The following is a 21,996-nucleotide window of genomic DNA, read 5'->3' as shown; positions in this document are numbered from 1 at the left end:
GATTAACCTGCAAATCGATCTAAATTCGAGAACAGCTCTGTTGTAAATGACACAATTGTTGAAAGCATCCAAGGGCCAAACACAACAAGTCCAATGAGCACTGCAACAATTTTTGGAATGAACGCAAGCGTCTGTTCTTGGATTTGGGTTGTCGCCTGAAACACACTGACAATTAGTCCCACGATTAGTGCGAGCGCAAGAAGCGGCCCGCTGACAAGTAAAACAACATACACTGATCTTTCAGCCATCGTAATGACAAATTCTGAACTCATGTTTTAAGCACCTACTCTAAAAGCTTTGCAGCAAAGATTTAACAATCAAATACCATCCATCAACTAATACAAATAACAATATTTTGAAAGGGAGCGATATCATAACCGGCGGAAGCATCATCATCCCCATCGACATCAGGACACTTGCGACCACCATGTCAATAATTAAAAATGGAATAAAGATCATGAAACCAATTTGAAATGCCGTCTTTAATTCTGAAATTGCAAAAGCTGGTACCATCGCCGTTAAGGGAATATCTTTAATTGATTCAGGGGTATCCATTTTTGCGTAACTAAGAAATAAAGCCAAATCTTTCTGTCTCGTATGTTTACTCATAAACTCTTTAATTGGCACTTCGGCTTTTTCATAGGCCTGATTTAACGTAATATCATCATTTAACAGCGGCGTGAGTGCCTCTTTATTAATCTCTGAGAACGTGGGTGCCATAATAAAAAATGTGAGAAACAAAGCAAGTCCTACAAGCACTTGGTTTGGCGGCATTGAGTTGGTTGCAAGTGATGTTCTAACAAACGAAAGAACAATCACAATCCGTGTAAAACAGGTCATTAAAATCAGAATGCCTGGTGCAACTGAAAATACAGTTAACAATAAAAGAAGACGGACAGATGTGCTAATATTCCCTGCGCCACTGGAATTAAATAAATCGATAAACTCATTCATTTTGTTTCGGGCCTTTCTTTCTGACTTCTGATTGGGTCTTTTTCAATTCGGCTAGCTGCGCCTTTAAATTGGCTGAAAAAGAAGAAGTGGTCGGCTGATCGTGTTTCTTCACTTGCGATGTTAATTTTTGCATCATTTTCGGTAAGTCAGTCTTACTTTCCATCGCTTCTTCGTATTGTTTCACAATCGCTTCGCATTCTTGTTCATCATCGATTTCTTTTAGCAGCTGGATTGAGTCTGCTACGCCGACAACTAATACTCGTTTGCCCACTTTGATCAGCTGAACTGAACGATTTTGACCAACCGTCGTTCCGCCAATATTTTCAACATAGCGAAATGGCTTGAGTAAGCGGTTTTGCTTTCCAACAAATCTCACCAATCCGTAAATGAGCAGGATGACAAAAAGTAAGGCACCAATCATTTTGACAAAATCCATAATGGAGACAGAAGAAGAGGGAGCTTCTTCTGCCGGATTCGTTTGATTGTCAGTGGTTTTCTTTTCTGTATCCTTTTTGCTTTCTTTCTCATCTTTGATCCAGTCATTCACCATGCCATTTTCAGGATCTTTTGTTTCAGCAAACAGTGAGGCTGGCTGCGCTGTCAAGAAAAGCATAAAACTGATCATTGCTATACATATCAAACGTTTTTTCAACAAGTCTTACACCCTTTTTTAGCCTAACGTTTTATTAATTGCTTCAAGTACACGGTCTGCCTGGAATGGCTTCACGATAAAGTCTTTTGCACCTGCTTGGATGGCATCAATAACCATTGATTGTTGTCCCATCGCTGAGCACATAATGATTTTTGCAGAAGCATCGATTTGTTTAATTTCTTTTAATGCTGTGATCCCGTCCATTTCTGGCATTGTGATATCCATTGTGACTAGATCAGGAGATGTTTCTTTATATTTTTCAACAGCTTGTGCGCCGTTTTCTGCTTCTCCTACTACATCAAATCCGTTTTTTACAAGAATATCCTTAATCATCATTCTCATGAATGCTGCATCATCTACGATTAATACCTTAGTAGCCATTTACTTATTCTCTCCCTATATGTTTGTTTATTTTAAATTAGAAAGTCTTTCAGACTGACTTAAAATGTCAGTCACACGTACGCCAAAGTTCTCATCAATGACAACAACTTCTCCTTTGGCGACGATTCGTTTGTTGACCAGAATGTCGACTGGCTCACCTGCAAGTTTGTCCAGTTCAATGATACTTCCAGCGGAAAGTTCAAGTACTTCTTTCACACTGCGCTGCGTTCTTCCAAGCTCCACTGTAATGGAAAGTGGAATATCCATCAGCATATCAAGATTACCGAGCTGACTTGTTGTATGCTGAGGCTCACTAAATGCCTCAAATTCAACTGGCGCCACATTGACAGGTTCTGCCGGCTTTGGCTTCGCCTGTCTTTTCGGCGGTGCCGATTGCTGCATAGGAGCAGATTGTGCTTGCGGAGCAGCCTGCTGTGGTTCAGGTGCACTCTGAGGTGCTTCTTGAACCGGCTCTTCTTCCGCTGGGTCTGTTAATTCTGCAATCAAATCTTTCGCAAACGTAATAGGGTAAAGCTGCATAATATTTGAATCTATGAGTTCACCTATTGTTAATCTAAAGGACACTTTGACAAGCATCTCTTCAGCTGGAATGCGGTCTGTGCCTTCTCCTTCTTTCACATCAAGCAACTCAACGCGAGGCGGAGAAATATCAATCTTTTTATTAAAGACTGTTGACATGGACGTCGCTGCTGAACCCATCATTTGGTTCATCGCTTCTTGTACTGCACTTAAGTGAATTTCACTTAACGACGGGTCAGCATTTGTTCCATCTCCGCCCATCATTAAATCCGCAATGACTGCCGCATCGGTTTGCTGGATGACAAGCAGGTTACTAGCGCTGAAGCCTTCCGTATAATTCACTTCAATTGCGACATATGGATGAGGAAATTCCTCATTCAGCTTGCTTTTTTGAATCACTGTGACAGTTGGAGTTGTAATCTCCACTTTTTGACTTAATAGGGTTGAAAGTGCTGTTGCAGAGCTTCCAAATGATATATTTCCGATTTCCCCAATGGCATCTTGTTCCATTGCAGAAAGGAGTGTATCAGGCTCTATATCGTCATTGCTGCCTCCTTTAAGTAGCGCATCGATTTCATCTTGTGATAATTTACTTCCGTTATTCTCCATCTTCTTCACCTCTTATGTCGTGATCTAGAATTTGAATCGCCTGTTTCCGATTCACGCGGCCGGCCTGTCCCAAGAATTTCGGTTTATTTCCGACCATAACAGTAAGAGGCGCATTTACTGGTTTGTCCAAGGCAATACAATCACCAATTTCCAAATTCAAAAACTCTTCCACCGTCATTTCCGATTGTCCAAGCTCTGCGACTACCGGTATTTTCGCCGTCATAATCCGTTTTTCAATGGCCTTTGTTTCTTCTTGTTTCGGTTCATTTCGTTCAGATTGCATCCAGTAGTGTACAGACAGCTTCGGAATAATAGGCTCTAATACTACGTGAGGAATACAGAGGTTAATAACCCCGCTTACCTCACCAATTTGTGTATTAAGAGAAATGACGACAACTGTTTCATTTGGTGACACCATTTGAACAAACTGGGGATTTACCTCGAAATCTGCCATTTCTGGCTCGATGTCGGTTATGGACTGCCACGCTTCTCTGTAGTTTTCCAAAGCTCCCTCAAACATGTTTGAGATAATCTTTGTTTCGATTTCTGTCAGTGATTCTGTCTTATTATGACTAATGCCAATCCCACCCATCAGCCTATCCATCATGGCATAGCCAATCGTTGGGTTCACTTCAAGCATGATTCTTCCTTCAAGCGGGCTGACGTAAAATAAGTTTAATAATGTCATATTAGGAATCGAACGAATAAATTCTTCATATGGTACTTGGTCAACCGAGCTGACAGAAATTTGAATATATGATCTTAGCTGCGCTGAAAAGTGTGTGGTAAGCAGTCTAGCGAAGTTATCATGAATTCTTGTTAAACTTCGAATCTGGTCTTTTGAAAAGCGCAGTGCACGTTTAAAGTCATACACTTTCACTTTTTTCGTCGTTTCTTCTTTTTTCAGCTCTTCTGCATCCATTTCGCCTGTTGATATGGCGGATAATAATGCGTCGATCTCATTCTGGGAAAGCACTTCTCCTGACATTTCTTCACCTCCATCGTGTCAATTAATCGCCTCTATTGCAGATTAAAGGAGGTTATATAAACTTCTTTCACCTTGCCATCTTGCAAATAGTTATTCACTTTGTTTTTGACCTGTGTTTTAAAATGTTCTCTGCCTTTTTTGCCATCAAGTTCATCTGCATTCGTGTCTGATAAAATGTCAATCACGGCATCTTTCACTTGGAAGCTTCTTTTTTCAAGCTCTTCTTTGGCTTTTTCTGAATCTGTTTCAATATTTAGTACAAGTTTAACCGCATTTCCTTCAGATTTTAAATTGGTCACAATCTCAGGAATTTCAACAGAAGCTTTTACGACTTCATCTGCTGTTGGCTCTTTTTCTGCTTTTGCTTCGTCTGACCCATTCACCAGAAAGACAATACCTGCTCCAATTCCGACGATAGCAATAATCATGATTAGCATTACTACGACTAATTTCTTCTTCATTCAAACTCCTCTATTCCTTGATTCAATGAAATGACTTGGATTTTTCTATAGAAAGAAATGATTTTCTCTTGAAGCTGCTCTTCATCTTCTTTCACAACGAATTTCTTTCCATTGGCGAGTGTAATGGTCGTGTCTGGAAAGCTTTCGATTTGCTCGATATGGAGAGCGTTGAGCATAAATCCTTTGCCATTTAATCTTGTCACTTCAATCATATTAAGCAGAGAAGCGATAAACCGCTCCCCCTACCTCCTATCGTTTCAGATTCACAAGTTCTTGCAGAATTTCATCAGATGTTGTGATCGTCTTTGCATTCGATTGGAATCCACGCTGTGCGATAATCATTTCTGTAAACTCGTCTGTTAAATCAACGTTTGACATTTCAAGTTTACCTGTTTGAAGTTCACCTGTTCCTTGAGTTCCAGGAGCCATGGCATTACTTGGTGCACCGGAACTGAGTGTTTGGCGATATAAGTTATCCCCAACTTTATCTAATCCTCCTGCATTACTGAAAGACACAAGTGATACTTGTCCAACAGTACGAGAAACGTTGTTCTCAACAACAGAAACGGTCCCATCTGGCCCAACACTAACACTTGACACATTGTCTCGTGGAATGTTGATTCTTTGCCCATCCATGCCAAGAAGATAGTTTCCATCAGATGTTACCAAATCCCCATTTGAATCAGGTTTGAAGTTCCCTGTTCTTGTAAATAGGATTTCACCTTGCTTTTCAATACGGAAAAATCCATCTCCATTAATATAGAAATCATATGGTTCGTCTGTATTTTGAGAAGAACCTGATGTCATGATTTTATCAATAGAAGATAAAGCTGATCCTAATCCAACTTGTTTTGAGTTGATTGAACCAGAGTTATTTGTCGGTCCACCAGAACTTGCAATGGTTTGACTGACCATATCTTTAAACGTGATACGGCTTTTTTTGTATCCGTGTGTATTGACGTTTGCTACGTTATTGGCTACCACATCTAATTTTGTTTGGAAGTTTTTCATTCCGCTAATTCCTGAGTAAAGTGAGCGTAACATTTATTTTCCTCCTCGATTTGCTTACGATTTTTCTCCAACAGTTGTAACGTCCCAAGGGCTGATTTTCGTTCCATCTTCTAAATATAGGAAGTATTCATTGTTTATGTTTTTCACAGACTTCACAATGCCAGATATGTCTTTATCATCTTGTTTACCCTCTACTTCTTTACCAATCCAGCCTACATATGTCGTAAATGGATCTTGGTGTGCAACAAATGTAGACATGATCTGATTCATTTGAGTGATAGATTCGTTCATATTCATTTGCTGTTCTAAAGAAGAAAATGTTGCAAGCTGTGTGACAAACTCACGGTCATCAATCGGGTTTGTCGGATCTTGGTTTTGAAGCTGCGTAAGCAAGATTTTTAAGAACTGATCTCGGCCAAGTGTATCTGTTTTCTTTGCTGTGTTTGAAGAAGTGTCCGCTTGTGCGGCTGTTCTATTCGTCGCATCAACAGTTGCCATTAGATCTCCTCCTCTTCTTCTTCTGATCCAACAAGCGCATCCAGTACATCTTGGAATTCAGCTTCCTGTTCATCAGGCTGCTGGAAACTTTGTCCTTTTGATGGCTGCTGCTTGCCTTCCTCATTAAATTGTCCAAAAGACGGCTGCTCATTTGACTGAAGCGGTATATGGAAACGGTCAACTTGAACCGACATATTCGGTAACGCCTGCTTGAGCTGCGGCAGATGATGCTCGAGCAGCTCTTTTGCTGCTTGCGTTGAAGCTGTAATTTTACTCGCATACATCCCGTTTTGTTTCGTTAGCTGGATGGTAATAAACCCTAGATTTTCTGGATTTAATCGTACGGTAAACCGTCCGCTTGAATTGCCAAATGGTGTGAACTTCATTTGTTTCCACGTATTTAAAATCTGCTGATCAACCGTGCCTGGCTTTTCGTCAGTTGTTTGCGTCTGCTGCACAGGAGCAGCTGATTGCAGTTGGAAGAACTGTTTATGCCCTGGAAGCAGCGTATGGGTGATTGTTTTTTCAGAAGCAGGTGCCGTAGTGCCTTGACCTTTGGTGACTTCTTTTTTCATAAGCCATTCAAGTGAGGCAGCACCTTTTGCTGGAGATGAGAAGGAAGATTCTTGCCTTGGAGCAACCATTTCTTTTAACTCTCCTAAGGAAATTTTCCACTCTTTATCTGACCCTTTCGCATTCGCCATCATATGATCGATTAACTGATTAAAGTGTTTCAGCTCGCTTTGCGACATATTATTCAGCTTAGGTGCCGATCCTTGCGAGAAGAACTGCTCTTTTACTTGTTGAATGAGCTTTTCATCTGCTCCGTTTTTCGTTAGAAACTTGATGAAATCTTCACCTTTTGCTTGAATATCCTGTACAAGTTTTGCATCAAAGCTCACTGTCTGCTGATTCAGTATTTGATATAAGAAAAAGTGGACTTGTATGAGCTGTTCACTATGTTCAGCAACTGGCTTCTCATCTTGATCGTCATAGATTACCGATTCCATCTTTTGAAATAGCTCTTCAAGTGGCTTTAAGTCAGCCCCTTCAAGCTTTTGACCTTGCAGCGCCTGAAGTGCCGCAAGAAGATCTCCATCTATTCCTTCTTCAGGTGATTGCATCCATTTTTCAATAATTTGCATCGCATCATTCATGGATAGATTGGTTTCCGCCGGCTGAGAAATAACTGGACCACTTTGAATACCTGCGCCATTTAACAATTGTTTAAACAGGCCGCGAGCAGATACTGCCCCCTCTCCCTTTAGTCCCGAGAGACCTTGGGAAGATTGCTGTAAGGCTCCAATGTCCAATAGCTTCACTTATTGTCCACCTCCATTTTCACTTTCTTCTTTTTTGGCAAGCTCCTTCGTGAACGTTGCTGCCTTCTGAGGTGTCAGTTTTGCTAATATGTCCGTCAGCTTATTTTTACTCAGCTCTTCAAGGATCTTCAAAGCTTCTTTATCACTTAGCTCTGATAGAATTTTGGCAGATTTCCCTGCATCCATGCTTTCATAAATGCTGGCGACCTTCCCTTTTGATTGCTGATTAGAAGATGCTGACGAATCAGTTGAAGATCCTGATGCGTTATTACTTGATGATGTACTGTTTGATGAACTGTCACTTGCTGACGTGTTCTCTTTATCAGATGTTTTTTCAAGTGAATTGATTTTTTGATTCAATCGTTTAATCTCTTCATCACTTGTCTTCAAGTCTTTTTGAGCAATTTCAAGTTCATTCTCTTGTTCTTTAATCGTCTTTTTCAACGCTTTCAACTCTGTATCACGTTGATCGTTATTTGAAGATGACGTTTTTGATGTGTCATCTGATCCAACCAAGCTGCTAATCCCCGGAATGTTTTGGAGCGGTTTCTTTAGATCATAACCTGCCATATAAAGGATTGTGCCCGTTACAATCACAAGCACAACCAATGGGATAATGACAATAAACAAGATCCATTGAAATTTACCGCCGCCACTTGATTCCTTTGTTTTTTCCTTCTTAGGCATTCATCTCGACTCCTAATGTCCTTGAAACATGAATTGGCTGATAGAGATATCATCCATTTCTTTCATTTCAATTGCCTTATGTTCAAGGGAGAACTTTTCAAATTGCTTTTCTTTCATTTTTTCAAACTTTTTAAACTCAATATTTTTTTCTGTTAAATCAGATTGTTTTTCATTCATTTGATGGCGTTTCATGATCACAAGCTGCTGATAATGATGAATGGTGTTATCTAAGTTCGTCACAAATTGCTGGTAATGACGCATTTCTTGAACACTCATCCCACTTCTCAGCTTTTCTTCTTTGCTCTTTTCCATTAGCTCTTTTTTACTCATATTTTCATAGAGTTTTTCAGCGGCTTGCTCAAATGCCGAAACGGATTGTTGATACGCTGCGAGTGATTTGTCTTTTTCACTTTCTTTCAATTCTAAGAGCTTTTGAAATTTGTATTGATATCTCACTGTTTTTGTCAATCCTCTCTATTCATCAAACTGAGCAATATCCTCACGCTGTCTTCAATCGATACAGCCTCTTCAACGTCCTGCTTCAAAAATGAAATCAGTTGTGGGTAAGCTTGCATAGCCTCATCAATATCTTTAGAGGAGCCTTTTTTATATGCTCCAATGTTAATGAGGTCTTCAGCGTTTTGATATGTGGATAAAAGCTGGCGGAACCGGTTAGCCGCTTCCTTATGATCATGACTTGCGATATTACTCATGACACGACTGATACTTTTCAGAATATTGACAGCTGGAAACTGTCCTTTGTTGGCCAATGCACGATCAAGTACTATGTGGCCATCTAAAATCCCCCGCACTGTATCAGCGATCGGCTCATTCATATCGTCACCATCAACAAGCACTGTGTAAAACGCTGTGATGGAACCAAGTTGATTTGTACCAGTTCGTTCTAGCAATTTTGGCAGTATAGCGAACACTGAAGGCGTATATCCTTTTGTTGTTGGCGGTTCACCGGTTGCAAGTCCTATTTCCCGCTGTGCCATGGCGACCCTTGTGACAGAATCCATCATAAACATGACATTTTTTCCTCTGTCTCTGAAATATTCGGCAATAGCTGTTGCTGTATAGGCTGCTTTTAATCTTGTCAGTGCGGGCTGATCTGAAGTTGCGACAACAACAATCGAACGCTTCAGTCCTTCAGCTCCTAAATCTTTTTCGATAAACTCGCGAACTTCACGTCCACGCTCTCCAACAAGTGCAATGACATTGAGATCCGCTTCTGTCTGCTTGGCAATCATCCCCATCAAGGTACTTTTACCAACACCGCTTCCCGCGAATATGCCAATTCTTTGACCAGTGCCGACTGTGAGCAAGCTGTCGATCACTCTGACACCAACGCCCATTTTTTCACGAATAGGCGGTCTGTCCATCGGGTTTGGAGGAGATTGTTCTGTTGAGACAGGTGCAAGTCCTTTAGGAAGCATGCTGCCGTCCAGTGGATCACCGAAGGCATCAACAACCTGCCCGATTAAACCAGTTCCTACTTTGACCTTTAACGACTCACCTGTTGCTTCAACAAGACTGCCTGGTGAGATGTTAGAGGCTTCTACATAGGGCATGAGCAGAATGTTTTCATCTTTAAAACCAACGACTTCTGCTTTGATCGGATGATTCTTACTCCCTTTTTTGTGAATAAGACATACATCACCGATTGAGCTTTCTGGCCCCTTGGACTCGATCATCAGTCCAACAACTCGATTGACTTTACCAAAACGTTTATAAGGATCGGCGGTTTCAATCGTTTCTTTTAGCACATCTATGTTCATTTGTGATCACCTGAATCAATGACTTCTAATAACTTTTCTTTTAACTGATTCATTTGGGTATCAACACTCGCTTCCACTTTTCCAAAGCTTGTTTCGACGTAACAAGTACCTTTTGGTGCTTTTTCATCCGAGTAAATGGCAAGATGTGTATTCTTTTGAAGGATTCTATTTAATTCGTCTTTATATTCCATCACATGTTCGTAATGTGCAGGGTCGACATAGATGGAAATATCGTCATATTCTTTCACTTCTGAAATGACCTGCTTCACTAGCGTTAAAAATTGTTCTTTTGTATCCTCAGCTGCATTCCATACTCGTTTAGCGAGCTCAAAGGCAAGTTCGACAATTTCTTCAGCAGAGCTTTCAATTTTTGCTTCATAGTCCTGCTTTGCAAGGCTGACAATGTCATTCGCTTGATCAAGAATCGATTGATACTGTAAAGTCGCATCTGCTTCGCCCTTTTGAAAACCATCTTGATATCCTGTTTGTTTCGCTTCTTCAATGAGCTGTACTCTTTCTGCTTCAAAATCAGCTCGCCGCTGATTGATTTCAGCCATTGTTTGTTCCAGCTCACGATTTGCTTGTTCTAAAATACGGCTTGCTTCATCTTGTGCATCACTTAATACAAGTTGAGATGCTTCTGTTTCGTTGACAAGCTCTTCTTCGTGATGTTCTCTTTTGAATTCCACTTGCTGCAAGGGAATGGTTTGACGGCCTTGTTCAGGAATAACAGATGTTTCATGTTTGATAATCCTAGACAATGATATCGTCTCCTCCACCTCGAGCTATGACGATTTCTCCAGCCTCTTCAAGTCGTCTTACGATGCTGACAATACGAGTCTGTGCTTCCTCGACATCTCTAAGCCGGACAGGTCCCATAAACTCCATTTCTTCTTTGAACGTTTCGACCATACGCTGCGACATGTTGCGGAAGACAATTTCTTTGACTTCTTCGCTTGCCACTTTGAGTGCAAGTAGTAAATCGTCATTTTCAACATCTCGAATCACGCGCTGAATGGCTCTGCTATCAAGAGTGACAATGTCTTCAAAGACAAACATACGTTTCTTAATTTCATCAGCAAGCTCAGGATCTTGAATTTCCAGTGTATCTAAAATGGTTTTCTCCGTTGCACGGTCTACACCATTCAGGACTTCGACTACCGCTTCGACTCCGCCCGTTTGGGTATAATCTTGCGTAAAGGTTGAAGAGAGCTTTTGTTCAAGAATACGTTCCACCTCATTGATGATCTCTGGAGATGTGCGGTCCATTAAAGCAATTCTTCTTGCAACCTCGGTTTGTACTTCCTCGCCTAACTCAGATAAAATCTGTCCAGCCTGTACTGGATCTAGGTAGGAAAGAATGAGCGCAATGGTTTGTGGATGCTCATGCTGGATAAAGTTTAAAATTTGCTCTGGGTCAGCCTTTCTAGCAAAATCAAATGGTTTCACTTGAAGTGAGGATGTTAAGCGATTTAAGATGCTGTCCGCTTTGTCCTCACCAAGCGCTTTTTCAAGCACTTGTCTTGCGTACATAAGGCCGCCTTGTGATATGTAGTCCTGCGCGATGGCAATGCTGTGAAATTCTTCGATGATCTCATCTTTTTTAGCAGTATCTACACTTCTTACATTTGAAATTTCTAATGTTAATTTTTCTATTTCGTCTTCAGACAGATGTTTGTATACAGATGCTGACACGTCTAGCCCTAAGGAAATCATTAGGATTGCTGCTTTTTGTCTGCCTGTTAGTCGATTTGGATCTTTTCTCGACATGTGTATTCCTCCTAATCCTCGGACAGCCAGCTGCGTAGCAATTTAGCAAAGTCTTCTGGTTTATCTTTTGCCATTTTTTCAAGCTGATTTTTTCTCACCATTTCTTCTGTTTCTGGCTCAGTATCGATATCAGGAACATGGATTGGTGTACGTTCATCAAACTCAAACTCTTCTTCCTCTTCTTTTCTTCGCTTACGTACGAGAAGAATGATGAGAGCGATAATGGCGAGTAGTAGCACACCGCCAACAATATAAACCCAAATCGGAATATTGTTTGAAGGGTTTTCTGCTGCCGTTTGCTGTTTACCGTCTAATTTTGATACAGATAAAACGATTTTGTTATCTAAGTCAGCTTGAGTGAGTGCTTGACCGTTTGTGTATTCTTTATCAATCGATGTACTGATGATGGTTGAAAGAATTTTTTTGATATCATCCTGCCTTTCAGCAGTTAATGAGTTCGGATCGTTTGCAGTAGGCGGTTCAACTAGTGCCTGAATGCCAACGTCTCTGATTTTATAAGGACTTTCTTTGATATCTTTATGAATGCGGTTGACTTCATAATTGATACGATCTTCGCTCTTTTCGTAATCTCCGCTTCCATTCGTTCCATCGGCACCTTGATAATTTGTGACATCATCGTCACCTGTTCCAGCGGTGCCTCCAGCTGCTGCGCCATTACCTGAATAAGTTTCAGCAATCTTTTCAGCGCTGACAGCAATTCCTTGCATGTTTTCTTGATCAACTGGTTCGACAAGATCTTCTTTTCTTTTTTCTTCAGTAAAATCAATGTCTGTAGTGACCGATACGGCAACTTTCTCTTGACCCATCATCGTTCCAAGCAGCTGTTGAATTTTTCGTTGAAGATTCTTTTCAATCTCCTCTTTTTTCTGCTGCTGTGCATCCATTCCACTTGCATAGGAATCTGAGCTGCTGTTTAAGTCATAGTAGTTGGAATCTTGGTCCATAATGACAATGTTTTCTGTTTTTAAATTCGGCACACTTTTTGAAATAAGATGATAAAGGCCTTTTACTTGTTGCTGAGTAAGCGTGTAGCCTGGTTGAACTTGCAGCACAATTGATGCTGATGCATTACTTTGCTCTTCTCCAACAAAAACGGAATCTTTTGGCAGGTTAATCATAACCTTTGAATCTTTAATCCCATCAATCGTGTTGATCAGATTGGATAGTTCTGTCTGAGTTGCGTCTACTTTCAGAACATCAAATTCATTATCTGTTAAACCGAAGCCGGAATTGTTCGCAAAGAAGGAGTAATCAATATTCCCCGTTTTAGGAAGTCCTTCTGATGCAAGTGTTACTTTTAAAGTGTCGGCTTGCTTTTCTGGAACTAAAATCGTCGTTCCGTTATTTGCAAGTTCCGATTTAACGTTTTTGCCATCCAGTTCCTGTTTGATTTGTCCTGCTTCTGCCTCAGACAAATCTCTAAACAACGGAACCATTTTTTCAGAAGAAGCAAAGATGCTAACAACCGTAATAATGATTGCTAGGGCAGCTACGCCGCCAATCATGAGTATTTTTTGTAATTTTGATCGATTTCGCCAAAACTCAACTGTTTTTGTTCTTAATTGCATTAAAGTACGATTCATCTTAACCCCCGGTCATTCCATTCAGTCTATTTTTTGTCCACCAGCACCTCCTACATCTGCATTCTCATAATCTCTTGGTACGCTTCGACTGCTTTATTCCGAAACTCGGTTGCAGCTGTGAGTGTCACACTCGCTTTTTGTGAAGCAATCATGACTTCATCGAGATTGACATCTTTCCCTTGTGCGAGAGCATTCGTATACTGGTCTGATTTCAGCTGTGATTGATTTAATGCCTCAATGGAATTCTTCAGCACATCAGAGAAATTCGTTTGACTTTTAGGTGCAGCCGCCTGCACAGACGACGCATTCGTCAATTCACTTGCTTGCTGAGCGGTTTGAAGCTGGAAAGGAGATATTGCGTTAACCAATTCTTTTCACCTTACTTTCCTATTTCTAAAGCTTTCATCAGCATGCTTTTATTCGCATTCAGCGCAGTCACGTTTGCTTCATATGACCTTGAGCTGCTGATGAGATCAACCATTTCCTTTAATGGATCAACGTTTGGTGTTTGAACATATCCATTTTCATTGGCATCGGGATTTGTAGGATCATATTGAAGGTTGAATGGAGTTTCGTCTTCAGTAATTTTTGTTACTTTGACGCCGTTTCCTAATTTGCCGCTCGAATTCATGCTTGAGTTCAATATAGATGAAAATGATTCACCTGACGGCTGTAATGTGACGAGCTTGCGTCTATAAGGCTCCCACTTGCCATCAACCTGTTTAGCTCTTGTTGTATCCATATTCGCAAGGTTCGAGGATACAACGTCCATTCTGAGCCTCTGTGCTGTTAATGCTGAGGCCGAAGCGTTAACGCCTGAAAAAATCGACATCACTTACCTCCTGTCAAAACTGTTTTAAGAGAATTGAACTTTCCGCTCATTCTTTCAACCAACGCATTATACTGAATTTGGTTTTTAGCGAGTTCACTCATCTCTTGATCAATATCGACATTATTTCCGTTTTCTTGATAAGAAGTACGGTTACTCGAAACAACTGAATAATTAGACCCTGTTTTAGAAAAATCAATGTGACCTTGGTATGTTTTTTTAGCATCTAATTTGATTGACGCATCATTTAGCATGTCGTGGAATGCAACTTTTTTAGACTTGTAGTTCGGTGTGTCTATATTCGCGATATTATTGCTTATGACTTTTTGCTTAACATTCGCTCTGCCCAAGGCATTCTCAAGGTTGCTTATCGTTCCAGAAAATATATCCAAAACCATATACCTCCAATCATATGTATTTCATTCCATTTAATCATGTCGAGATTTGTAAAACCATATGTTCATTGTAAGAAATAATAGGATTAAAGTCTATGATGTAATTGTAAAAAAAACTCGTAATATATATCTATTTTACGAATAGGTATAAAGACCTAGATTCAAAGCACTACAGAATTGTAAGGGGTTTCTTGGAAAAAAGAGTGTCATTTTTCGGACAAATCCTCTTTTTTTATACAAAAAAACCCTTTTCAGCGTTTATTTCGGCCGAAAAGGGTTTTTTGATTAGTGAGATTTTAAATTTTCAAGTTCAATTAAAAATTTGTTGTTTAATACTTTAATGTATGTTCCCTTCATTCCAAGAGAACGAGATTCAATAACGCCTGCACTTTCTAATTTACGAAGTGCGTTTACGATCACTGAACGAGTGATTCCTACACGGTCAGCAATCTTACTTGCCACAAGCAGCCCTTCGTTTCCATCAAGTTCTTCAAAGATATGTTCAATCGCTTCAAGTTCACTGTATGAAAGAGAGCTGATCGCCATTTGAACAACCGCTTTACTTCTTGCTTCTTCTTCAATTTCTTCCGCTTTCTCACGAAGAATCTCCATTCCAACAACTGTTGCGCCGTATTCAGCAAGAATTAAATCATCATCTGTGAATGTATCCTGCAAACGAGAAAGGATTAACGTCCCTAAGCGGTCTCCGCCTCCGATGATTGGTACAATCGTTGTCAAACCTGATTGGAATAAATCACGGTTCTCAATCGGGAAAGCTGTGTACTCACTGTTGATGTCAAGGTTTGAAGATGTTTCAGGGACATTGAATAAGCTTTTTGTATATTCTTCAGGGAACTGACGATCTTCCAGCATTTTTTTCATACGTGCATTTTCAATCTGCTGGTTAATGGAGTAGCCAAGAAGCTTCCCTCTTCTGCTTAATACGAAAATGTTTGAATCAATGACATCTCTCAGTGTTTCTGCCATTTCTTTAAAATTAACCGGTTTCCCCGCTGCATCTTGCAGCATCGAGTTAATAATCCTTGTTTTTTGTAGTAACGCCATAATAATGATCCTCCTAGATTACTTTATTCATTTGTTAAAGTATAAATTGACTTAAGTCTTTGTTATTTGCAATCTTTCCTAGCTTCTCTTCTACATACTGAGGGGTAATGGTCACTGTTTCCATTGTAATATCAGGCGCCTCAAATGAGAGCTCTTCTAGCAGCTTCTCAAGTATGGTGTGAAGCCTTCTTGCACCGATGTTATCCGTCTCCTGATTGACGTGATAAGCCACTTCGGCAATCTTATGAATAGCATCGTCAGAAAATTCAAGAGATATACCTTCTGTTTCAAGTAAAGCCTTATATTGCTTTAATAACGCGTTATCTGGTTCCGTTAAGATTTTCACAAAGTCTTCTATACTTAATTTATCTAATTCTACACGGATTGGGAAGCGTCCTTGAAGCTCTGGAATCAAATCCGATGGTTTCGCCATATGAAAAGCGCCTGCTGCTACAAATAGAACATGATCTGTTTTCACAGCCCCATACTTCGTCATCACAGTGGAACCTTCTACAATCGGTAAAATATCACGTTGAACCCCTTCACGAGAAACATCTGCAGACGATGTACCACCGCTTTTGGCAATTTTATCGATTTCATCGATAAAGATGATTCCTTGCTGCTCTGCTTTTTGCACGGCTTCCTGACCGACTTCATCCATATCAATCAGTTTTGAAGCTTCCTCAGCAGTTAACGCTTTTCTCGCTTCTCTGACGGTCAGCTTTCTGCGTTTTTTCTTTTTAGGCATGAGATTGCTAAGCGCATCCTGCATGTTCATACCCATTTGCTCCATACCCGAGCCTTGAAGCATATCAAACATGGAAGGCTGCTGCTCTTCAACTTCAATCGTGACGTAATGGTCTTCAAGTTCACCCATCGCCAGCTGGTGCGCAATGCGTTTTCTCGTCGACTCAAGCTCTACTTCTTCACTTGAGTGATCTCGATCACTTTCATCAGCATCAGAACCACCAAACAGCATCTCAAAAGGATTTTTCACAGACTGACTTTTTTTCTTTCCAGGAACAAGTAAATGAACAAGCCGTTTGTTTGCTTGTTTTTCCGCTTCTTCTTGAACATCCTTCATTTTTTCTTCTTTGACTAGTCTGATTGCTGTTTCCACTAAATCTCTGACCATTGATTCTACGTCACGTCCGACATATCCAACTTCAGTAAACTTCGTCGCTTCCACTTTAATGAAAGGTGCACCAGAAATCCTTGCAATTCTGCGGGCAATTTCTGTTTTCCCCACACCTGTCGGACCAATCATTAAGATGTTTTTAGGAACGACTTCATCCTTTAGCTTATCATGTAAAAGACTTCTTCTGTAACGGTTTCTTAAAGCCACCGCCACTGCTTTTTTCGCATCAAGCTGACCAATAATGTACTGATCGAGCTTTTCAACTATCTCTCTTGGGGTGAACGGCTTTTTCTCCATACGTCTCATGTCCTTTCTATTCAAGCTCTTCTAAAGTGATTTGATCGTTCGTGTAGACACAGATTTCTCCGGCCGTTTCAAGAGCCGCCTTTGCAATCTCTCGAGCTGAGAGATGGTCACCTGCATGTTTTTTGAGTGCTCTCCCGGCGCTAAGCGCGTAGTTACCGCCTGACCCGATAGCCAAAATGCCATCGTCTGGCTCGATGACCTCTCCTGTTCCAGATACGAGCAGGATGCTTTCTTTATTCATGACGATCAGCATGGCCTCAAGCTGTCTGAGCATCTTGTCACTTCGCCATTCTTTCGCCAGTTCTACAGCTGCTCGTTTTAGGTTACCACCGTATTCTTCAAGCTTCGTTTCAAACTTCTCAAAGAGTGTAAATGCATCTGCAACTGAACCAGCAAAACCTGCGAGTACTTTGCCTCCGAAAAGACGGCGCACTTTTTTTGCTGTGTGTTTCATGACGACAGCCTGCCCAAAAGTGACTTGACCGTCTCCAGCCATCGCACTTTTTCCTTTATGTTGAACGGCAAAGATTGTGGTTGCATGAAATGATGACATGAAAAAACCTCCTTTTAGGATCGTTTAAAAGCCCTTGGGTGATGAGACATGTACGTTTTTCTTAAAGAATCTTTTGATACATGCGTGTACACCTGTGTTGATGATAAATTTGAGTGACCGAGAAGTTCTTGAACACTTCTTAAATCCGCTCCCTCGTTTAAAAGATGCGTAGCAAAGGTGTGCCTTAACATGTGAGGATGGATATGTAATGTGCCAGATGCCTTTTTCATTAATTCAGTGAGAATGAATCGAACGCCTCTGTCTGTAAGAGGAGCTCCGCGCTGATTCAAAAACATATGTGAATCAGCACGATCCTTTCCCTTCACTTTCAGCTTCTGCCTTCCATCCTCTAAATATGTGGAGAGCGCTTCATGTGCATAAGAGCCGAAAGGTACATACCGCTGTTTGCTGCCTTTCCCATGAACAAGCACTGTATCCATCGATAAATCAAGATCAGATTCTTTTAATGAACATAACTCACTGACCCTCATACCTGTTGCATAAAGAAGTTCTAAAATGGCTTGATTTCTTTGACCAAGCGGTGTATTTACATCAGAAACTGTAAATAGCTCTTTTAGTTCCTCTTCATACAAAAATGAAGGAATTCGCTTATCCTGCTTTGGTAAGCTAACGAGTAAAAAAGGATTTTCTTTCACAAGCTGTTCTCTTAATAAAAATTTATAAAAGCTGCGAAGTGCAGAGACTTTCTTACTAATCGTTCTTCTTGTAAGGCCTTTTTCATAAGCTTCTGTTAAATAAATTCTCGTATCTTGATAGGATACCTCTTCAAAACCGTCTATTCCTTGAATGTTCATAAATCTGACAAACTCTTCAATCGCCTCAGTATAACCTGAGATCGTTAAAGCTGAATAGTTCTTTTCAATCTGCAAATATTCAATGAATAAGTGGACAAGACGCTGTTTATCTGTCATTTTTACACCTCTTTAAGGCTTTTAAATGGTATCACATATCTTGCTTCCCGTGCAATGTTTTACTACAGAGATTTCGAAATAGTTTGAATAGTTTCGATTGCGCGTTTAGCGTACTCTGCATAGCGCTCTTGTTTGTTTTTAATTCGAACGCCAAGATCTTTCAGCAAGCCAAAGTTTGCATTCATCGGCTGGAAGCTTTTCTTGTTTGTTGATGTGATGTAGTAAGCCATACTGCCAATCGCTGTTTCTCCTGGAAGTGTCACAAGCTCTTCTCCTTTAACAAAACGAGCTGCGTTGATTCCAGCCACTAGTCCTGAAGCCGCGGACTCAACATATCCTTCAACACCAGTCATTTGTCCGGCAAAGAATAAGTCGTCTCTATTTTTAAATTGATACGTCGGTTTTAGAAGGCTTGGCGAGTTAATAAATGTATTACGGTGCATCACACCATAACGAACAATCTCTGCCTCTTCAAGACCTGGGATCAAACGGAATACTTCCTTTTGATCGCCCCATTTTAGATGTGTTTGGAAACCAACAATATTATATAAAGTACCTGCTGCATCATCCTGTCTTAATTGAACAACAGCGTAAGGTCTTTTTCCTGTTTTCGGATCTTCAAGTCCAACTGGTTTCATCGGTCCAAAGAGCATGGTTTTTTTCCCTCTTTTGGCCATGACTTCAATGGGCATACAGCCTTCGAAGAAGATTTCTTTTTCAAACTCTTTTAACGGCACAGTTTCAGCCGAAATGAGCGCCTCATAAAAACGATCGAATTCTTCTTCTGTCATCGGACAGTTTAAATAAGCCGCTTCCCCTTTATCATAACGTGATTTCAAATACACTTTATCCATATCGATGCTGTCTTTCTCGAGGATCGGCGCTGCTGCATCGTAGAAATATAAATACTCTTCACCTGTTAAGGATTTCAATTCTTTTGAAAGTGCTTCTGATGTAAGAGGACCCGTTGCGATAATCGTCGGACCTTCTGGAATGCTTTGCACTTCTTCTTGAAAGACCGTCACATTCGGGTGATTTTTCACGCGGTCTGTGACGTTCGCTGCAAATTCATGACGATCTACTGCAAGCGCTCCACCAGCAGGAACCGAGCTTTCATCTGCTGCTGCGATGATTGCTGAGTCTAAATGACGCATTTCTTCCTTTAGTACACCTACTGCGTTTGTTAAAGCGTTCGCACGCAATGAGTTACTGCATACGAGCTCCGCAAATTTATCTGTGTGGTGAGCTGGTGTTTGTTTGACAGGTCTCATTTCATACAGATGGACTTTAATTCCGCGCTTGGCAATTTGCCATGCCGCTTCACTTCCTGCTAAACCTGCTCCGATCACATTTACAAATTGACTCATTGTACAACTCTCCTATTTCGTAAGTTCTATTTGATGACATAAAAAAGCAGGTGAACAAGGCTGCTCACCGCTATTTTTGTTGTTCCTCTTTATAATCACAGTTCACACATTGAACTTGAATGCCTTTTTTCAGCTTTTTCTCTACAAGCATATTTTCGCATTTTGGACACTTTCTTTCAATTGGTTTGTCCCAAGAAACGAATTCACACTCTGGAAAACGATCGCAACCGTAAAAAATGCGGCGCTTCTTAGATTTCCGTTCAACGATATTTCCTTCGTGACAAGTCGGGCATTTGACACCAATATCTTTGACAATTGGTTTTGTGTTACGGCAGTCAGGGAAATTAGAGCATGCCATGAACTTACCGTATCTCCCCATTTTGTACACCATTGGATGACCACACTCTTCGCAATCAACTCCGGCGTATTCAGGCTCGATCTCAACTTCCTGCATCTCTGCTTCTGCTTTTTCTACCCGTTTTGCAAAATCTTGATAGAAACTGTCGATAATGCGTACCCATTCAATCGTACCTTCTTCAACGCTATCAAGTTCTTTTTCCATTTTCGCAGTAAATTCTACGTTAATGATTTCAGGGAAGAATTCAATAATTAAGTTGAGCACAATCTCTCCAAGCTCTGTTGGAATAAACCGTTTGTTATCAAGTGCCACGTAGCCACGCTTTTGAATGGTATCTAATGTTGGTGCATACGTAGATGGGCGGCCAATACCTAGCTCTTCAAGGGTTTTGACAAGTCTTGCCTCAGTGTAACGTGGAGGCGGCTGCGTGAAGTGCTGCTCTGGTTCAATATCTTTTGAAAGAACGGTGTCTCCCTCTTTCAGATCAGGAAGCATTTTGTCCTTTTCTTCTAACTGGTCGTCCTTCCCTTCAACATATACTTTCATAAATCCAGGGAATTTCACCTTACTTCCATTTGCACGGAAAGTAAGCCCGTTATTTTCAAGATCCACACTCATTGTATCAAGAACAGCTGGTGCCATTTGGCTTGCCACAAAACGTTCCCAAATCAATTTATAAAGACGAAGCTGATCTCTACTTAGCACATGTTTGACATCTGCTGGTTTTCTTAGCGTAGAAGTCGGACGGATGGCTTCGTGAGCATCCTGTGCATTTTCGTTCTTTTTGGCAGTTCGTTTTGTTGTATTCAAGAAATTCTTGCCATACGTTTGATCAATGAAAGCAGATACTTCTTCAATTGCCGTATTGGAAATACGTGTTGAGTCCGTTCTCATATATGTAATGAGACCTACTGTACCTTCTTTACCAAGATCAATCCCTTCATATAATTGCTGTGCAATCATCATCGTTTTCTTCGCACGGAAGTTTAGTTTTCTCGCTGCCTCTTGTTGTAAGGTAGATGTTGTAAACGGAACAGCTGGGTTGCGTTTACGTTCTTTTTTCGTCACTTTTTCAACAGAAAATTTGCTTCCTTTTAATTTCGAAAGGATTTCTTTTACATCTTCTTTTGTTTTTAGCGGATGTTTTTTGCCATTTACGCCAAAGAAACTCGCTTCAAAGCTTTCTTTCCCTTTTAGGAAGGTGCCATCAATTGTCCAGTATTCTTCTGGTTTGAATTCATTAATTTCATTCTCGCGGTCAATAATCAGGCGGAGTGCAACTGATTGAACACGACCGGCGCTTAAGCCCTTTTTGACTTTCTTCCATAAAATTGGGCTGATTTTATATCCAACCAGACGATCTAAGATTCGTCTTGCCTGCTGTGCATCAACCAAGTCCATATCGATCATACGTGGATGTTTAAAGGAATCTTTAATTGCATCTTTTGTAATCTCGTTAAAGACAACGCGGCAATCTGAAGAGAGGTCAAGGTCAAGGCTGTGGGCTAAATGCCAAGCAATCGCTTCTCCCTCTCTGTCGGGGTCAGCTGCGAGATATACTTTTTTTGCTTTCTTCGCTGCTGTTTTTAATTCTTTTAAGACTGGACCTTTTCCTCGAATCGTAATATATCTCGGTTCGAAGTCATGCTCAGTGTCAACACCAAGCTGACTTTTCGGTAAATCCCTTACATGCCCCATTGAAGCCTTTACTTTATACTTTTTTCCTAAATAACGCTCAATCGTTTTCGCCTTTGCTGGCGACTCAACGATGACTAAATAATCAGCCATACTCAAA

At 40.6% G+C, this 21,996-nt stretch carries 26 protein-coding genes; all 26 read right to left on the bottom strand.

The annotated features are described in order from the left end of the window. Positions 1–2: 2 nt before the first annotated feature. The 26 genes from fliQ to topA all read right to left on the bottom strand — a co-directional run bounded on the left by fliQ (position 3) and on the right by topA (position 21,989). Complete coding sequence (fliQ, locus tag ES896_RS12635; protein WP_003211206.1) at positions 3–272, bottom strand: flagellar biosynthesis protein FliQ; 270 nt, start codon at positions 270–272, stop codon at positions 3–5. 16 nt (positions 273–288) lie between these two features. Then, positions 289–954, bottom strand: a complete 666-nt coding sequence (gene fliP, locus ES896_RS12630; RefSeq protein ID WP_007499580.1) for a flagellar type III secretion system pore protein FliP — start codon at positions 952–954, stop codon at positions 289–291. Continuing rightward, a complete protein-coding gene (fliZ, locus tag ES896_RS12625) occupies positions 947–1,606 on the bottom strand; it encodes a flagella biosynthesis regulatory protein FliZ (protein WP_135226851.1) in 660 nt (219 codons plus the stop codon). Before fliZ ends, fliP begins: the two co-directional genes overlap by 8 nt. 18 nt (positions 1,607–1,624) lie before the next feature. Beyond that, positions 1,625–1,987 carry a response regulator gene (locus ES896_RS12620; protein WP_007499584.1) on the bottom strand — a complete coding sequence of 121 codons (363 nt, stop codon included), beginning with the start codon at positions 1,985–1,987 and terminating at the stop codon, positions 1,625–1,627. Between the two features lie 27 nt (positions 1,988–2,014). Further along, positions 2,015–3,136, bottom strand: a complete 1,122-nt coding sequence (fliY, locus tag ES896_RS12615; RefSeq protein WP_007499588.1) for a flagellar motor switch phosphatase FliY — start codon at positions 3,134–3,136, stop codon at positions 2,015–2,017. Next, positions 3,126–4,124, bottom strand: a complete 999-nt coding sequence (fliM, locus tag ES896_RS12610) for a flagellar motor switch protein FliM (RefSeq protein ID WP_008354483.1) — start codon at positions 4,122–4,124, stop codon at positions 3,126–3,128. Before fliM ends, fliY begins: the two co-directional genes overlap by 11 nt. Positions 4,125–4,156: 32 nt before the next feature. Continuing rightward, complete coding sequence (fliL, locus tag ES896_RS12605) at positions 4,157–4,585, bottom strand: flagellar basal body-associated protein FliL (RefSeq protein ID WP_007499592.1); 429 nt, start codon at positions 4,583–4,585, stop codon at positions 4,157–4,159. Beyond that, positions 4,582–4,797, bottom strand: coding sequence for a swarming motility protein SwrD (swrD, locus tag ES896_RS12600; protein ID WP_008344794.1), 216 nt, complete (start codon positions 4,795–4,797; stop codon positions 4,582–4,584). Before swrD ends, fliL begins: the two co-directional genes overlap by 4 nt. A 37-nt stretch (positions 4,798–4,834) precedes the next feature. Further along, positions 4,835–5,629, bottom strand: coding sequence for a flagellar basal body rod protein FlgG (gene flgG / locus ES896_RS12595; protein ID WP_008344796.1), 795 nt, complete (start codon positions 5,627–5,629; stop codon positions 4,835–4,837). 21 nt (positions 5,630–5,650) lie between these two features. Continuing rightward, the gene (gene flgD / locus ES896_RS12590; protein ID WP_052320406.1) at positions 5,651–6,094 is read right to left on the bottom strand and encodes a flagellar hook assembly protein FlgD; all 444 of its coding nucleotides are present in this window, start codon (positions 6,092–6,094) and stop codon (positions 5,651–5,653) included. Further along, on the bottom strand, positions 6,094–7,416 hold the full coding sequence (locus ES896_RS12585; RefSeq protein WP_135226850.1) for a flagellar hook-length control protein FliK: 1,323 nt from the start codon (positions 7,414–7,416) through the stop codon (positions 6,094–6,096). Before ES896_RS12585 ends, flgD begins: the two co-directional genes overlap by 1 nt. Next, positions 7,417–8,103, bottom strand: a complete 687-nt coding sequence (locus ES896_RS12580) for a MotE family protein (RefSeq protein WP_007499599.1) — start codon at positions 8,101–8,103, stop codon at positions 7,417–7,419. A gap of 12 nt (positions 8,104–8,115) precedes the next feature. Then, positions 8,116–8,559 carry a flagellar export protein FliJ gene (gene fliJ / locus ES896_RS12575; protein WP_024720352.1) on the bottom strand — a complete coding sequence of 148 codons (444 nt, stop codon included), beginning with the start codon at positions 8,557–8,559 and terminating at the stop codon, positions 8,116–8,118. A gap of 8 nt (positions 8,560–8,567) precedes the next feature. Beyond that, entirely contained in the window at positions 8,568–9,884 is a 1,317-nt protein-coding gene (gene fliI / locus ES896_RS12570; protein ID WP_008344803.1) for a flagellar protein export ATPase FliI, read from the bottom strand. Beyond that, entirely contained in the window at positions 9,881–10,645 is a 765-nt protein-coding gene (gene fliH / locus ES896_RS12565) for a flagellar assembly protein FliH (RefSeq protein WP_017359090.1), read from the bottom strand. The genes fliI and fliH overlap by 4 nt, the downstream gene beginning before the upstream one ends. Beyond that, positions 10,638–11,654, bottom strand: a complete 1,017-nt coding sequence (fliG, locus tag ES896_RS12560; RefSeq protein WP_008344808.1) for a flagellar motor switch protein FliG — start codon at positions 11,652–11,654, stop codon at positions 10,638–10,640. Before fliG ends, fliH begins: the two co-directional genes overlap by 8 nt. A gap of 11 nt (positions 11,655–11,665) precedes the next feature. After that, complete coding sequence (gene fliF, locus ES896_RS12555) at positions 11,666–13,258, bottom strand: flagellar basal-body MS-ring/collar protein FliF (RefSeq protein WP_017359091.1); 1,593 nt, start codon at positions 13,256–13,258, stop codon at positions 11,666–11,668. A 50-nt stretch (positions 13,259–13,308) separates the two neighbouring features. Continuing rightward, complete coding sequence (fliE, locus tag ES896_RS12550) at positions 13,309–13,626, bottom strand: flagellar hook-basal body complex protein FliE (RefSeq protein WP_007499609.1); 318 nt, start codon at positions 13,624–13,626, stop codon at positions 13,309–13,311. Positions 13,627–13,637: 11 nt separating this feature from the next. Then, the gene (gene flgC / locus ES896_RS12545) at positions 13,638–14,090 is read right to left on the bottom strand and encodes a flagellar basal body rod protein FlgC (protein ID WP_007499610.1); all 453 of its coding nucleotides are present in this window, start codon (positions 14,088–14,090) and stop codon (positions 13,638–13,640) included. Further along, entirely contained in the window at positions 14,090–14,479 is a 390-nt protein-coding gene (gene flgB, locus ES896_RS12540; protein ID WP_017359092.1) for a flagellar basal body rod protein FlgB, read from the bottom strand. Before flgB ends, flgC begins: the two co-directional genes overlap by 1 nt. 288 nt (positions 14,480–14,767) lie before the next feature. After that, positions 14,768–15,547 carry a GTP-sensing pleiotropic transcriptional regulator CodY gene (codY, locus tag ES896_RS12535; RefSeq protein ID WP_007499612.1) on the bottom strand — a complete coding sequence of 260 codons (780 nt, stop codon included), beginning with the start codon at positions 15,545–15,547 and terminating at the stop codon, positions 14,768–14,770. Positions 15,548–15,581: 34 nt separating this feature from the next. Further along, positions 15,582–16,982: an HslU--HslV peptidase ATPase subunit gene (gene hslU, locus ES896_RS12530; protein ID WP_017367242.1), complete on the bottom strand. Its 1,401-nt coding sequence runs from the start codon at positions 16,980–16,982 to the stop codon at positions 15,582–15,584. A 16-nt stretch (positions 16,983–16,998) separates the two neighbouring features. Next, complete coding sequence (gene hslV, locus ES896_RS12525; protein WP_007499614.1) at positions 16,999–17,544, bottom strand: ATP-dependent protease subunit HslV; 546 nt, start codon at positions 17,542–17,544, stop codon at positions 16,999–17,001. A 14-nt stretch (positions 17,545–17,558) separates the two neighbouring features. Beyond that, entirely contained in the window at positions 17,559–18,476 is a 918-nt protein-coding gene (xerC, locus tag ES896_RS12520) for a tyrosine recombinase XerC (RefSeq protein WP_135226849.1), read from the bottom strand. Positions 18,477–18,538: 62 nt separating this feature from the next. Continuing rightward, positions 18,539–19,843, bottom strand: a complete 1,305-nt coding sequence (trmFO, locus tag ES896_RS12515; RefSeq protein WP_135226848.1) for an FADH(2)-oxidizing methylenetetrahydrofolate--tRNA-(uracil(54)-C(5))-methyltransferase TrmFO — start codon at positions 19,841–19,843, stop codon at positions 18,539–18,541. Positions 19,844–19,913: 70 nt separating this feature from the next. After that, positions 19,914–21,989 carry a type I DNA topoisomerase gene (gene topA / locus ES896_RS12510; RefSeq protein WP_008344821.1) on the bottom strand — a complete coding sequence of 692 codons (2,076 nt, stop codon included), beginning with the start codon at positions 21,987–21,989 and terminating at the stop codon, positions 19,914–19,916. Between the last annotated feature and the right edge of the window lie 7 nt (positions 21,990–21,996).

Source organism: Bacillus sp. 005/A4HT-01/001 (assembly GCF_004634445.1).
GTDB lineage: Bacteria > Bacillota > Bacilli > Bacillales > Bacillaceae > Bacillus > Bacillus altitudinis.
The sequence above is the reverse complement of the archived record's forward strand: the minus strand, read 5'-3'. Positions and strand labels throughout refer to the sequence as shown.